Annotated in this window: 10 protein-coding genes and 2 tRNA genes; 7 read left to right on the top strand and 5 right to left on the bottom strand. The window is 42.4% G+C overall.

The genetic code is table 11. The features are described from left to right. Positions 1-50 precede the first annotated feature (50 nt). The 7 genes from BHC43_RS01845 to BHC43_RS01815 all read left to right on the top strand — a co-directional run bounded on the left by BHC43_RS01845 (position 51) and on the right by BHC43_RS01815 (position 7,457). Entirely contained in the window at positions 51-2,024 is a 1,974-nt protein-coding gene (locus BHC43_RS01845) for a cation:proton antiporter domain-containing protein (protein ID WP_180296726.1), read from the top strand. Positions 2,025-2,089: 65 nt separating this feature from the next. Further along, a tRNA-Val gene (locus BHC43_RS01840) sits at positions 2,090-2,165 on the top strand. 34 nt (positions 2,166-2,199) lie between these two features. Next, positions 2,200-2,276: transfer RNA gene (locus BHC43_RS01835), tRNA-Asp, on the top strand. Between the two features lie 854 nt (positions 2,277-3,130). Continuing rightward, complete coding sequence (locus BHC43_RS01830; protein ID WP_100156333.1) at positions 3,131-4,081, top strand: ABC transporter ATP-binding protein; 951 nt, start codon at positions 3,131-3,133, stop codon at positions 4,079-4,081. Then, positions 4,081-4,887, top strand: coding sequence for an ABC transporter permease subunit (locus BHC43_RS01825; protein ID WP_100156332.1), 807 nt, complete (start codon positions 4,081-4,083; stop codon positions 4,885-4,887). Before BHC43_RS01830 ends, BHC43_RS01825 begins: the two co-directional genes overlap by 1 nt. 396 nt (positions 4,888-5,283) lie before the next feature. Beyond that, positions 5,284-6,255 carry a LysR family transcriptional regulator gene (locus tag BHC43_RS01820; protein WP_100152295.1) on the top strand — a complete coding sequence of 324 codons (972 nt, stop codon included), beginning with the start codon at positions 5,284-5,286 and terminating at the stop codon, positions 6,253-6,255. 194 nt (positions 6,256-6,449) lie between these two features. Continuing rightward, on the top strand, positions 6,450-7,457 hold the full coding sequence (locus tag BHC43_RS01815; protein WP_100152294.1) for an aldo/keto reductase: 1,008 nt from the start codon (positions 6,450-6,452) through the stop codon (positions 7,455-7,457). A gap of 87 nt (positions 7,458-7,544) precedes the next feature. Here the strand turns inward: BHC43_RS01815 and BHC43_RS01810 are convergent, their stop codons facing one another. The 5 genes from BHC43_RS01810 to BHC43_RS01790 all read right to left on the bottom strand — a co-directional run bounded on the left by BHC43_RS01810 (position 7,545) and on the right by BHC43_RS01790 (position 14,002). Beyond that, positions 7,545-8,585, bottom strand: a complete 1,041-nt coding sequence (locus BHC43_RS01810) for a zinc-dependent alcohol dehydrogenase family protein (protein WP_100156331.1) — start codon at positions 8,583-8,585, stop codon at positions 7,545-7,547. 684 nt (positions 8,586-9,269) lie between these two features. Continuing rightward, complete coding sequence (locus tag BHC43_RS01805) at positions 9,270-9,947, bottom strand: protein-L-isoaspartate(D-aspartate) O-methyltransferase (RefSeq protein WP_306807650.1); 678 nt, start codon at positions 9,945-9,947, stop codon at positions 9,270-9,272. Next, a complete protein-coding gene (gene surE / locus BHC43_RS01800; RefSeq protein ID WP_100156330.1) occupies positions 9,941-10,693 on the bottom strand; it encodes a 5'/3'-nucleotidase SurE in 753 nt (250 codons plus the stop codon). The genes BHC43_RS01805 and surE overlap by 7 nt, the downstream gene beginning before the upstream one ends. Before the next feature lie 418 nt (positions 10,694-11,111). After that, positions 11,112-12,248, bottom strand: coding sequence for a polyamine ABC transporter substrate-binding protein (locus tag BHC43_RS01795; protein WP_100139811.1), 1,137 nt, complete (start codon positions 12,246-12,248; stop codon positions 11,112-11,114). 176 nt (positions 12,249-12,424) lie between these two features. Further along, positions 12,425-14,002, bottom strand: coding sequence for an inorganic phosphate transporter (locus BHC43_RS01790; protein WP_100156329.1), 1,578 nt, complete (start codon positions 14,000-14,002; stop codon positions 12,425-12,427). Positions 14,003-14,346 lie beyond the last annotated feature (344 nt).

Here is a 14,346-nt window from a genome sequence, read left to right as displayed (position 1 = left end):
CATCTATGTTAAAATATGATAATAAAATTTTAATTAAATAAAATCAAAGAATTATGCATATTTCTCTTGGCCCTGTCGTGATGATTCTTTTGGTAGCCGTTTTGGCCGCCATCATCTGCCGACGTCTGCACATTCCCGCTATGCTTGGCTATCTCGTCGTCGGTTTTATGGCCGGTCCGGGCTGGCTGCATCTGATTAACCAAAGCCATGCCACTGAATTCATCGGTGAAATCGGCATCACCTTCCTCATGTTCAGCATCGGACTTGAATTTTCCATTGGCAAACTCAAAGCCATGCGCCGGCTGGTACTTGGACTAGGAGGGCTACAAGTTATCCTTACGCTCCTAGCCCTGTTTATCATTTTTGGGCTGATGGGGATTCAGCTTACATGGGCTTTTACCCTTGCTGCCGCCATGACGATGTCGTCTACCGCCATCGTCAGCCGCATTATGGTTGAAAAAAACGAACTCAGCCAACATTACGGCCACATGATTATGGGCGTACTGCTGATGCAGGACATAGCCGTCGTACCCTTAATGATTCTGTTTCCAGCACTAGCACACAGTAGTGACGGCCTAATACTGCAAATGGGCAAAGCACTTCTAACTATGGCACTGGCACTTGGTTTGTTGCTGATAGTCGGCAGCAGAATCATGCCCGTATGGTTTCGCTTAATTGCACGTACCAAGTCCAGTGAACTTTTCATGATAAACGTATTGCTGGTGACCCTTGGCGTGGCCTATCTCACCCAATTGGCCGGCCTGTCACTGGCACTTGGTGCATTCGTTGCAGGCATGCTGATTTCCGAAACCGAATACCGTTATCAAGTAGAAGACGACATTCGCCCCTTTCGCGACATCCTTCTCGGCTTCTTCTTTATCACCATTGGCATGAAGCTAAACATACAAGTATTACAATCCAGCTGGCTCATGATACTGGTTCTATGCGCTCTTCTCATTGTCCTCAAAGCAGGCGTTCTCTACGGCATTGGCCGCTACATGAAAGAAAACAGCAGCGACAGCACAAAAACAGCCTTGTATCTGGCACAAGGAGGCGAATTTGGTTTTGTTATGCTTGCCATCAGCGGTGCGCTTGGACTTATCTCACTCAATTTGCAACAGGCTGCCATCGCCGCCATCCTACTCTCCATGATACTGGCACCCTTTATCATGAAAAGTGCAGATAAACTCTCAGGATTATTGGTAAAACGCAGCTGGGACGAACAGGCTGCAGACTTGCAAACCATACTCGTTGAAACCATGAGTAAGTCCGACCACATCCTTATCATCGGCTTTGGACGTTGCGGCCAGAGCATCGCCCGCATATTGCAACAAGAAGACACACCCTACTACGCCATTGATTTGGATGCCGAGCGAGTTGCCACAGCCAAAGCGGCTGGTGAACCAGTCACCTTTGGTGATGCCAAACGACAGGAAGTTCTGCAGGCAGCAGGCTTGAAACGAGCCAATACCGTACTCATTACCATCAACAACATGACCGAGGCCAAACACATCCTCAACAACATCATGCTTATTGCACCCACCATGCCTGTAATCGTGCGCGTAACCAACGACGACAACATTCCTGTGTTTACCAATATGGGTGCAGATGACATCGTCTCCGACGAAAAAGAATCAAGCCTGACATTGGCCAGCCAAGCATTGCTCAGTTCCGGCAAACCATTTGATGAAGTGTATCAAATCATGCAACGCATCCGCCAAAACCGCTACCAAGCGCTCGAAGGCCTGTTTGCTGGCAGCGATGATGAACTGTCCGAAGAAAACATACATTATTATCGTCAAGCCTTCACCCTACCACCTGATGCTTTTCTCGTCGGCAAAAGCATCAATGAACTCCCACTTGAGAAACTAAAAATCAAACTACTTTCTGTACGCCGCAATGCACATCAGCTACGCACATTCAGTCCTGATTTTCAGTTTAAGGCCGAAGATACACTTGTCGTACTTGGTCCCAGAGACAAAGTAATACTCTTTGAAAACTGGTCATTACAAGGTACGAGCTAATTTTTTCACATCCAACACTTGCCAGCCGACAGCATATCTGGTTTAATAGCGTCTTTCCCAAGTACGGGTGATTAGCTCAGTTGGTAGAGCGTCTGCCTTACAAGCAGAATGTCGGCGGTTCGACTCCGTCATCACCCACCAGTTTTTTTGTTTTATGCAATAGCGTAAAACTTGCGCGGTGGTAGCTCAGTTGGTTAGAGTACCGGCCTGTCACGCCGGGGGTCGCGGGTTCGAGCCCCGTCCGCCGCGCCAAATAATATAAAAAAGCACAGCTTTTGCTGTGCTTTTTTATTATCAGCCTTACCCAAGAATTTTCACACTAGCCGATCTTATTAAGAATTCAGCAAATATACTCCCAGTAGAGATCAACTTGCATTCTTCTCTAGAGCTAAAATTTCTACTTCAGCATCATCCAAACAAGCCAGCACTCAAGCACTTTCCTGCTTGCCAAGCTTCAACACAAATTGGAACTACATTCCAGTATTCATTCTAATTAGTAAAAAAACAATATAATCCAAATTTTTCAGAATCCGAATAAACCAAGAACTTTATAATCAACAAAGACAAAATTGCTAATCTATTAATAAGCCTTAAATAAACCTTGTTGCCCTAAAAAAATGTTTTTAAATCATTATTGAGAAATAAACGATATCAAAAATTTAAATAGCTACCTAAAATACTTAGTATAAAATCAATAAAATATATATCATATGTATTTATTAATATTAAAATATTCAAAAATATTTAAAAACAACTTTTATACTAATGTAACCAATCAATTGGTTTAAAAAAGATTTCAACGAACTAAAAAAAACATTGACATATTAGTAGACATGCCTTCATTTCTAAAAAATGCGGCCGCAATATCATACCCAAAAAAACTACAAAAAATCTAAAAACTCATACATATCAACTAATGCGCACAAACATAAAAGTGACTCTGCATATTTATTAGGTATAATTGTTAATTTTTGTATAATACATTATTATTTATAAATATTTTGAAATCATTATTCATACATCTTTCATCGGAGACAAATATGCAAAATTTGAAACTCTTGCATCAAATCGATTCACAACAAAACAAACAATAAGAAAGGCTTATCGTGAGCAATACTGATTATCTGATAGAAGTAAACCAAGTTTCCAAAAAAATTTCAGGCCGGCAGATTTTGGAAAACATCAGCTTTAAAATTGCCCCCGGACGCATCATGGGATTTATAGGCCCAAATGGCGCTGGTAAAACCACCATGCTGAAAATGCTTACCGGCCTAATGTTTCCCAATAGCGGAGAAATCAAAATCTGTGGTTATGATATCCAGAAAGATTTTGAAAAAGCGGCATTTAATTTAGGCACAATAATCGAAAACCCGGAATTCTATAATTACATGTCTGGTTTCAGAAATCTGCAAATTTTTGCCAATATGAGCCGCCGGGCCATCACCAATGAAGAGATCATGCAAACATTGGCACATACTGGACTTAAAGGTGCAGAAAAGAAAAAAGTAAAAGGCTTTTCCCTAGGCATGCGGCAAAGATTAGGTGTTGCCAATGCCACCATTCATCAGCCTAAAGTTCTTATTCTGGACGAACCCATGAATGGGCTTGATCCAGAGGGAATAAAAGATTTTCGTAGCCTAATGAAAGACTTTGTCCGCGACGGCAACAGCATTATTATTTCCAGCCATCTCCTTTCCGAATTACAGGAAATTGTTAACGATATTTTCATTATCAATCGAGGAAAACAAATATATGCAGGCTCCATACATGATTTTCTATGGAAATCCAATAATATCATTCACCTAGAAGTCGGAGGAAACATATTACAGGCTGAAGAAATACTTCAGCAACATGGTTATCAGGTAAACAATCAGCTTAACAGTCTCGAAATCTTGATTAACCAATCAGAAGAAGACCCAAGAGCACAAATAGCCAAACTACTCATTGAACACAATATACCCCTGCTGAGCATAAAACTAACCCAAAGCTCACTGGAAGAATCCTTCCTCAGCATCATTCATAACGATAATCAAAAGTATCAAAAAGGAATCAAATAATGAAGTTAATTTTCAATGAATGGCGTAAATACCTGAGTAAATCCACCTACACAATTGTTATGCCATTGATATTATTGTTTGTATATATCTTTTATTATGGAGGAATATATCTGGCCGTCAGCAAATCAGATACAAGCATTACACCTGAAGAATCAGATAAGATATTTATCTGGGGGATGACGATATGCTATTATTATTCTAATTATATTGCCATATTAATGGCGTCCAATACACTGAGCACAGAAATATCCAGTGGTACAATCAAATTTATTCTTACCCGCCCCTACCAACGTTATAAAATACTACTAGCAAAAATAGGCTCCATTATTCTGTTTATGCCGGTATTACAGATATTAAGTGCAATCGGTGTTTTATTATTACAGCTATTGGCCACAGCTCATCTGCCCGAGTTCAACGCGATATTGAAAACGGTCGTGCTATTTATTGCACTTTCTTTAGTGGTAACGATATTTTACTCCTCACTAGCTCTACTACTTTCAACCCTCACCAGCAGTACCGCCTTTATAACTGCCTTCTGTTTTATTTATTATTTCTTTGCAGATAGTCTGTGGAAAATTATAAACTTACGCTATTTCGATTTATCACCAGATAGTTTAATCTATAAATTATCCCCTCTAAACGCAAATAATTATTTGATTGAATTAATCAAAAACACATACTTTCAATCTTTAGATGTAGATAAAGATTTATATATTACCTTTACGGCCAATATTGTCTATACCTGCATCTTATTTCTTATAGCAGTAATGATATTTAGACGGCGGGATATATCTTTAGCCAATTAAACTTAATCTAATAAAGAAGTTCACGAGCTGAATTGGCATTGCAAACCTGCCAATTCAGCTAAACTTACTCACACCCTGCTCTTGATAATCATCTGTGCTGTTGGTATAGGCCATTAGATTAAGCCAGTATCCACTTCTCTTATACCTGTTTTATTACACCCATTCTTCAGTGTAAAAATTTCACTGTCTAGGTCTTTGTAACTGGCTTCATTTTTTTAGATACTGTATCACCAGTTGCTCATAATGAATTTTTTCCCAACAGAGTGCAAACACCGGCAAAATGAAGGAAATAAATAAATTAACATATCGTAACCAGAATACATATATTTTTTTGAAATTAAATTGATTTATACTATCTCTATTGCTGTTTTTTCATTACTTTAAACAGGGGAAAATATGCTTTATTCACCACCGCCTCAGGAACAATTACATCCAGACAATTCAGTTCTTTACAGCCGGCATCTGCCGACTATAAAGCAGCTGCAATATTTTCTGGCAGTGTGTGAAGAAGGTAATTTCCGGAAAGCTGCCAGCCGTCTGGGCATTAGTCAGCCGCCGCTATCTATGCAAATCAAGGAATTGGAACAAAAACTGCAAACTACTTTGCTGCTGCGCAATACCCGTTATGTGTTGCTGACTGAACAAGGCAGAGAATTCAGGGAAAAAGCGAAAAGCTGGCTGGAAGGTTTATCACAGGCAGTCAACTATGTGCATAATTTGCCTGCTGGTAAGGTAACAATGGGTATTACCAAGATTCTTGGTTTTAATTTTATTCCACTGTTTAGTGAATTTATCCGCCGCTTTAATCAACATATCGACTTATTACAGCAAGATTATACTTGCAAAGAACTTATGGCTGAATTTAATAAAAGCAATATAGATATGGTGATTATTTCTGAATATGAAAACACCAGCCTTCAAGCCAAAAGTTTATTAGTTCATCAGGAAAAACTGGTGTTGGCTTTGCCCGAGCAGCATCCGGCCAGTGTAGAAAAAGAAATTGATTTAAATATGGTGCAGGATTTACCGCTGTATTGGTGTAAGCGTTACCAGCATCCCAATTTGTACGATAAATTACAAAAGGTAAATAGCCTACTTAGCAAGCCACTGTTGCTAAAAGAAAAGTTACCAAATTTTTTGACTATGCTTATGGAAATAGCTATGGGCAGAGCCATGTTGCTACTACCTGATTCAATGGCACAGGCTCAAGTAGCAGGTGTGGTATATAAAAAACTGACTGCAAAATATGAACAAATGCTTTCGATGGATATGTATCTTCTGTGGCATACTTCAGCTATGGATAATCCTACTATTCAGGCCATCACGGAATACTTTACACAACAAGATTTACCTAAAGAATCAGCATAAACTTATGTTTGTAATAAGGAAAAATTTACAACCATATTGATATGTTTTTTATATCAATAATTTTGTATTTCTCTAAACAGATTTGATTAATTACTATCAGTGTCAGCAATTAAGCATTGTTCAGAGCTGCGCCGAAGAGATAAATTCCTGAAAGACACAGTTCTGGCATTATTTCACTGAAGGGAAAATCAATAATGACTCAATCTCTACCACAAAGAAAACTTGGCCAGCATTTAACCGTTTCAGCTATTGGCTATGGTGCCATGGGGCTGAGTGAATTTTATGGCGACATTGATACAGCTAAAGCAAGCTCAATGTTGCATGAGGTAATCGACAGCGGCGTTACGCTAATTGACACAGCCGATATGTATGGCCGCGGTGCTAATGAAAAGCTGATTGGTTCAGTATTAAAAACCCTGCCGGCTTCAACCCGCGCTGGGCTGACAATCGCTTCTAAGTGCGGTATAGACAGAAACAGTACTTCCGGATATAACCGCAATATTAATAACCATCCAGACTATATTAGAAAATGCTGTGATGAATCTTTGGCACGACTAGGTATTGAACAGATAGACCTCTATTATATCCACCGTATTGACCCGAATGCGGTAATAGAAGAAACCATGCAAACTTTGGCTGATCTGGTAAAAGAAGGCAAAATTGCCAATGTTGGTTTATGCGAAGTATCTGTGCCTGTATTGCAGCGTGCCTGTGCTGTTTATCCGGTGGATGTAGTACAAACCGAATATTCTTTATGGACACGCGAAATTGAAGATGACATCCTTCCAGTTTTGAAAAAATCAAATATTGGTTTGGTGCCCTACTCTCCACTGGGTCGTGGTTTCCTGACTGGTAAAATTCAAAACAAAGACGAATTGTCTGAAAATGATTTCCGCCGCACTAACCCACGCTTTCAGGATGAGAATCTGGAACATAATAAACGGCTTCTACAGGCACTCGAACCAATGACAGTTAAATACAATTGTACTATGGGACAAATTGCACTGGCGTGGTTGCTGGCTCAATGGGAACATATCGTACCGATTCCAGGTACCAAAAACCCTAAATACCTGCACGAAAACAATCAGGCAAGTCTGTTAAAACTGGACGCAGCTGATGTTCAGACTTTAAATGATTTAAAAAATACTATCAACATTCAGGGCGAACGTTATACCCCTGAAGGCATGAAAGGTATCTTTTAATTTTAAAGCATAGTAATGTAAAACATTATTGAAAAAATATATTCCCTGCCAGATAGTTAATTACTGGCAGGGATTTTTTATAATCACTTAATTATCAATAACTAACAAAGACTTAATCGCCTTACGCTGATCCATGGCTTCATATGCAGTCTGAATATCATTTAAAGAAAAACGCTGGGTAAATACTTTTCCCGGCTGAATTTTTTCATCCAATACCGCTTGAAGCAATAAATTCTTATCGTAAGTGGTTACGCTGGCGATACCGCCACGCAGCCCAATATTGCGCCAGAAAATATCACCAGTTTTGATTTCGTTTTGATGCGGGACACCAACACAACCCACAATAGCTCCCGGCCGAGCAACGGCGATAGCAGTTTGTAAAGATTGTTCACTGCCTACACATTCCAGCACTGCGTCCACGCCTGCTCCAGCCGTCATGGACAAAACTTTTGCAACAGCTGCTTCGCCGCGTTCGGGCACAATATCTGTGGCACCAAATTCCTGTGCCAGCGCTGCCCTGTCTGGGTGGCGGCTCATGGCAATAATGCGTTTTGCTCCACGTAGTTTGGCTGCTATTACACCACATAAGCCGACGGCACCATCTCCCATCACCACCACAGTATCCCCCGCTTTAACTTCAGCACTAGAAGCCGCATGATAGCCGGTAGCCATCACATCAGCCAGTGTTAGCAACGAATTGAGCACTGCGTCTGAATAATCCTGTGGCTGACCAGGAATTTTTACCAGAGCCCAGTCAGCGTTACTGAAACGCAGATATTCTCCTTGATAGCCGCCATTACCACCATCTTGTTTGTTCAGGCAGTTACCATCAAAACCGGCCTCACATGCAGCGCAATGGCCACAGCCATGGGTGAAAGGGACGATAACAAAATCACCTTTTCGAATATGAGTTACGGCATCGCCAACCTCATCTACCACACCAATGGCTTCGTGACCAACTGTACTACCAGACTCGCGCTGACTGATACCGCGAAACCACCATAAGTCTGAACCACAAACACAGGCACGAACAATACGAATAATGGCATCAGTGGGTTGCTGAATAACTGGTTTGTCCATTTCTCGTATGGCTACTTTACCGGGTTCCACAAAAACGGCAACTTTCATCTTTATCTATCCCTATCTTATTGAATCGATTGATTCCTGATTCAGTATATTGCTTATAGCGGATAATTCATCTGCTTTGATTATCTTACTTCTCCCTTCGGCACTGGTAAAGTTGATACAAACTCTGCCCTAACCAACAAACCAATTTGCCGCGGTCAGGCTGTTGTACCTTCCATTTATAAGTAGTACCTGAAAGATGAGCACAGCAACAGTGTGAATGTTTGCGTCAGCATAGTAGTTTAATCAGTGATGAAAATATGACCAAAAATATAAGTACGTTAAATTTAGCAAAAGCTATCATTACAAGTATTTCAAGCCTAAGCTGTATATCAGCTACGAAGAAAGAAAAATTATTTCGGCGCTTCGTTTACTGATGGCACAGTTGATACAATAGATATTTGCGGCCATTTCATCGTGGTTAGACAATACAGCCTGCATAAGAAATATGATTGTTTTCGGCTGCTATGCCTATGGACATGAGGACATTATTTGCCAAAAAGCTGAAAACCAAATGGAGATAGCACCGCAAATTTTGATCTTGATGGCAGTAGTTTTGCTGATTTTCTGTTAATTTACAAAGATGACATTTTGCTATCTGCGAAAAATGTAATCCTGATATCAGTAAGCAGCCTTTGGCTCACGGAAGAGTTGTTAACATCAAGCTTAATTTTTCCAAGGGTAGATTTATTTATCATTCACCAATGGCACAAATAAAGTCTGTTGGACACAGGTTTCCTGATAGCCTTCGGCTGTTTTATCAATTACCCACAAAAACTGCACGCCTCCCTCATCCAGTGGCAACACCATGCGCCCGCCAATAGAAAGTTGCTGCAACAGCGGCAAGGGGACTTCCTTCGGTGCAGCGGTTAGAATAATGCAATCAAAAGGTGCTTCCTGAGGCAAGCCCAGATAGCCATCGCCACATACCAGCCTTGCATGGGCAAGTAAACGAACTGCACGCAGGTTCTGTTTGGCGCGCTCATGTAGCGGACGCAGCCGCTCAATAGAATAAATTTCGCGTAAACCCAGTGCTTGTAGAACAGCCGTCTGATATCCACAGCCGGTCCCGATTTCCAGAATACGCAGATTCGGGTTGATTGCACGTCTGGCGAACAACAACTGCGTCATCACTGCCACGGTATACGGCTGGGAAATAGTCTGTCCCAACCCTAATGGCAGCGACATATCATCATATGCATGCGAACGCAGTGCTTCTTCAACAAAAACGTGACGCGGCACAGCAGACATAGCGGATAACACTTCCGTGCGGGTAATTCCCATTTGGCGCAGTCTTTCTACCATCCGTGCCCGCCGGAATTCATAGCCTGTCCAGCTCACGCCCTGTCCCACTTCTGTCACCACTGAACATCTTGCAAAAAAGTGCTGACTGCACCCATTTGCTGATAATCAGTTAAATCAAGGGTAAGCGGTGTAATGGTTACGAAACCGGCTTCATTGTCGCTGAAATCCGTATCCTTCCAGCTGGTATCGGCAGGCCCTACACCACCAATCCAGTACATGGTTTCGCCGCGTGGACTATCTAACGGCACAATACACTGTTCGTGATGCCGGCGGCCGAGTCTGGCCACACGATAGCCCTGAACACTCTCTGGAGTAACAGCCGGAATATTGATATTCCATAACAACGGTTCGGCTGGCTGCTGTGCGCATATTTTGGATAAAACAGTAGCTACCGCTTTTTCAGCTGTCTCCCAGTAGCGGCCACTGCGGTCATTAATCGAAAAGGCCAGTGCCGGTATACCCATCAGAAAAGCCTCAGTAGCAGCGGCTACGGTACCGGAATACAAGACATCATCGCCCATATTGGCGCCATGATTGATGCCAGAAAGCACTAAATCTGGTTTGAAATCGGACATGGTATGCAGCGCAACGTGGATACAGTCAGTTGGCGTGCCGTTAACATAAAAAAAGCCATTAGCAGCTTTTTTTATCGAAAGAGGACGATTGAGGGTAAATGAGTTACTTACACCACTTTGGTCGCTTTCCGGTGCCACGACTCTGACTTCGGCAAACTCTGCCGCCACCTTCGCTAGTAGAGCTAATCCTGCGGATAAATATCCATCATCATTACAAATTAAAATTCTCATACCTATCCCAGTTAAAAATCTTTGTCTTGCTACAACTGGGCTACTTTAAGCCCATAGAAATTGCTGGTAGCCTGTTTCAATTATTGAAATAAAAGGCTGGAGACACATGAAAGCCGTCTGCAGGCAACTGCCAGAATCTCTGCTGAAACCTATCTGCTTTAAGCTCAGCCACTAATTATAAGGGTTTACACCTGTTCTGACAGCTATATATGCTGATTTTGTGCCAACAAACAAGCATGCAATGCAGATATTCATTGTAAAAATGAACAGACAGGATGTATTGATTAACTGTTATCAATGGAAACTGTGTAAAAGTAATAACATAATAAAAACGAACCGAAACGGTTCGTTTTTTTAGACTACTAAGTTAGATGTAGGTACTGAAAGAATTGAGCATTTGCATTTCAGCAATCAACCGCTATTGACCTGCTTTTACCTGCTGAAACAGGCGTACCGCCAGACGCACTGCATCCTGAGATTTGGGTGATACCACAAAACTTTTATCCAGCACTGCCTGTGTCGGGAATATACTTGGATCACTACTGATTTCGCTATTCATCAGAGCCCGTGCCGGTTTGCTGGCCGGAGCAAACGTTACATAATTACCATTTTTGGCAGCCACTTTAGGATCCAGAGTGTAATTGATGTATTTAAGCGCATTGGCAACATTCTGAGCATCTTTGGGAATCATAAATGAATCAATCCAAATACCCACTCCCTCTTTCGGTGCCAGTACCTCTAAATGAACGCCGCTTTTGGCATCCTCAGCACGTTTTTTGGCTATATTCAGGTCGCCGCCATAGCCTGTGGCTACACACAGGTCGCCGCGCGCCATATCATCTATATAGCCTGAAGAACTAAAGCGCTTGATATCATTACGCACAGATTTAATCAAATTGGTTGCCGCACGGATATCCTCCGGCGCACTACTGTTCGGGTCTTTACCCAGATAATGCAGAGCCAGAGGATACAGCTCGGTAGGGCTGTCAAACAGCGAAATGCCACAGCTTTTGAGTTTATGCGTATAGGCAGGATTGAATACCAAGTCCCACAGATTATCTGGCAGCTTGCCGTCCAGAGCTTTATCAACTAAAACCTTATTAATGCCAATGGTATTCATACCCCAGAAATAAGGTACTGCGTATTTATTACCTGGATCCACCTTATCCATCATTTTCAGCAGATTAGGGTCGATATTATTGTAGTAAGACAGCTGGCTTTTGTTAACCGGCTGATAGGCGCCCGCCTTGATTTCGCGGCCGACATTGGCTATAGACGGTACCACCAAATCATAGCCGGAACGGCCAATCAGGATTTTTGCTTCTAGTGTTTCGTTACTGTCATAATAGTCGTAACGAACTTTAATTTTATTTTCTTTTTCAAAAGTTTTTACGGTATCAGGGTCTACATAATCCGACCAGTTGTAGATATTGAGCTGATCTGTTGGATTCATGACTCCGTTAGTGGAGGCCGCATTTTTGTTTGCTGTACCGGCATCCGAGCAGGCAGCAATCAGCACACTGACGATGGCTGACAATACCAGTGATTTTTTCATACACGATTTCCAATTTGTATGCCCACAGTAATGGGGGAAGCAAGTATCTATATGACGTGCACCAGCACAGCCACCTCTAAACCGACATTAAACTGTGAAATACAGCACCACGCAAGAGTATTTGGCAAATTATTACAGTGTATGCAGCCAGCAAGGACACAAACTTGCCCGATATGCTAAAAAATCGTACGGAAAAACCAAAATAATACACCTGCCAGCAGTATGGAAACGGGTAGTGTCAATACCCACGCCATAACAAGATTGCGGATGGTAGACTTTTGCAATCCACTTTTATTGGCAGCCATGGTACCGGCAATACCCGAAGTCAGTACATGTGTGGTGCTGACCGGTAAGCCAAAACGGTCGGCAGCAAAAATCAGCGAAGCAGTCACCAGCTCGGCAGAAGCACCCTGTGCATACGATAGATGGGTTTTACCGATTTTTTCGCCCACTGTTACCACAATTCTCTTCCAACCCACCAGTGTACCTAGTCCCAGCGCCAGTGCCACCAGTACCTTCACCCACACCGGTATATACTTGGTAGCATGGTCTATAGACGTATGATAAGCCTTCAAACTCGCTATTTGTGCCGAATTAAGATTATATTGGCGATGCAAGCTATTTTTTTGCAGCAAGGTTAGCGATTCTGACACCAGATACATATCATTGCGGATATTGCCTACCTGCTCCGGTGGCAGATTGCGCAGGCTGTCGCTTTTACTAACATCATGCGCCACAATATGCACCAGCTGCGCGAGCGCTGCCAGCTGCTGCGGCGTACCCTGCTTGTCTTCTACCAAAGCAGTGACCTCAGCACGTGCATCTGCATTTTGCGGCAGTACCAAGCCCGCTGGCAGCAATCCTTGTATAGTTTGCTGGGCAGCCAGTGAATTAACCGAAAACTTTACCCATTCTTCTCTGGGCACAGCATGATTCAATGCATAGGCCATCGGGACAGTACCAATCAGAATCAGCATAATTAGTCCCATGCCTTTCTGACCATCGTTCGAACCATGTGCAAAACTTACCGTGGTACAGGTAAAAATCAGCAATAGGCGAATCGGCCATGGTGGCGGCGCGTCATTTTCCGGTGCACGGTACAAAGCTGGTATTCGCAGCAATTTTTTCGATAAAATCAGCAGCAGACCAGCCAGCACAAAACCAATCAACGGAGAAAAAAGCAGGGATTCGCCCACATTGATCACCTGTTTCCAGCTCACGCCACTGGTACCCAGATGTGCAGACATTAGTTGATTGGCTACTCCGACACCGATAATCGAACCAATCAACGTATGCGAACTGGATGCAGGCAAACCCAGCCACCAGGTACTTAAATTCCAGATAATAGCTGCGGACAGTAATGCAAATATCATCGCATAGCCCACGCCACTGCCCATATGTAGAATCAGTTCAACCGGCAGCAGTGAAATCACACCATAAGCAACAGCACCGGTCGATAGCATTACCCCAAGAAAATTAAACACACCAGACCAGATTACAGCAGTATTAGGACTGAGCGAGCGCGTGTAAATCACGCTGGCTACGGCATTGGCCGTATCATGAAACCCATTCACAAACTCAAATGCCAGTGCAATCAGCAAAGCAACAGTTAATAAGGCATAGACCAGCAATGAAGACCGGGGAATACCCTGCAGATCATGATAAATACACACCGCAGCATAAGCTAATCCGCTAAGCAATATCAGCAGAAACAAAACAATACTTACTTTACCCGTTTTCCCAGATACAGACATAATTGCCCCAGACGACGAAGTCGTAGACGAAGCAGACACAGTTTTCTCCCTATTAGCAGGTGCTATCCTGACTTATTGTAAAAGACCAACATGACAACTTTGTGACAGACACAATAATTTTGCCGGCTGTTGGTTTTTCTCCTTAAAAGCCTATTTTTTTTCGCTGTTCAAGCTGCGACTAATCACATACTTATCTCAGCAAGACACAGCTTTGCTTAGCCTCAACCATATGGCTTCATGCGCTATTTTGTTACATTGAGTATACAGACAGTCTGTACAATCTGCCACGATTTACCGGAGTCTATCTGTTTACTACCAGATACAGGGTCAGCCAATACTCAGGT

Source organism: Snodgrassella alvi (genome assembly GCF_002777855.1).
Lineage (GTDB): Bacteria > Pseudomonadota > Gammaproteobacteria > Burkholderiales > Neisseriaceae > Snodgrassella > Snodgrassella alvi_E.
Note: the sequence above shows the minus strand (reverse complement) of the source record. Positions and strands in the feature narration are given on the sequence as shown.